The organism is Pseudaeromonas pectinilytica, from assembly GCF_054780855.1.
Map to the genome: position 1 here is coordinate 1 of NZ_BAAGVN010000196.1, position 977 is coordinate 977.

The following is a 977-nucleotide window of genomic DNA, read 5'->3' on the forward strand; positions in this document are numbered from 1 at the left end:
TGCTCAAAAAGCAGTAATAGATCAGAGTAGCCGATCGCTGTCAAGCGATTGATAATGTTTCAAACAGGTGCGGAATGACGGGTGAATATTGATTCATGTTCTAAACCTGCCAGTTTAATCAAAATCATGCAAGGACTATGTCGCATTAGCAGTAAGCGGTTATCAAAAGCAGCGTCGCTGATTATTTAGGCAGTTAACTGAAAACGAAGCAGCCTGCGGCTGCTTCGTTCATGGCGCTGTTCCCGAAGCGTATTGGTGGCATCTCTATACTTATTTCAAGTATTCAGAAATGGAGCGTTACCATGGACAGCTGCCCTTTCTTTGCACTGCTTCGCTCCTTTGTGTTTGATGTAGAGCTGCTGATCCTCGATGACTGGGGACTGGAAGCAGTGAATGCCGCGCAGCGCAACGCCCTGCTGGAGATCATGGATGATCGGTACGGGAAATACTCGACGGTAGTGGTCAGTCAGTCAGCTGCCAACGGAAGAGTGGTACGCGAGCCTGGGGGACAACACCCTGGCAGATGCGATCCTGGACCGGCTGATGCACAACGCTCACCGGCTGTCACTGAAGGGAGAATCGATGAGAAAGAGGAGAAGTGAGTTGACCCAATCTGAACACTTGAGTTAGAAACGGGATGACGTGAGCGCGTTAAGGATCAGGGTGTTCACGTTGGCCGGAATGGCTGTTCAACTTCGCCGGAATACGCACCAATTGAGTAATTAAGGGATAGTAACCGATTAAATCCAACAATGAGCAGAATGACCTCCGGTCAAATCAGGGGGTTGGTCACGAAATGGTCACCGTTTGGTCACGGTCACGAACATCAAGCGGGCATTTCAAACTGCAGATATGAAAAAAAGCCCAACCAGTTCAACAGGTTGGGCTTTCTATTTAGTGGCGGAGTGGACGGGACTCGAACCCGCGACCCCCGGCGTGACAGGCCGGTATTCTAACCGACTGAACTACCACTCCGC

General features: G+C 50.3%; 1 tRNA gene and 1 pseudogene. One reads left to right on the plus strand and one right to left on the minus strand.

The annotated features are described in order from the left end of the window. Positions 1–350 precede the first annotated feature (350 nt). Positions 351–630, plus strand: a pseudogene (locus ACYVG7_RS10190) (ATP-binding protein); the annotation flags it as partial. Positions 631–898: 268 nt separating this feature from the next. Here ACYVG7_RS10190 and ACYVG7_RS10195 read toward each other — a convergent pair. Next, a tRNA-Asp gene (locus ACYVG7_RS10195) sits at positions 899–975 on the minus strand. Between the last annotated feature and the right edge of the window lie 2 nt (positions 976–977).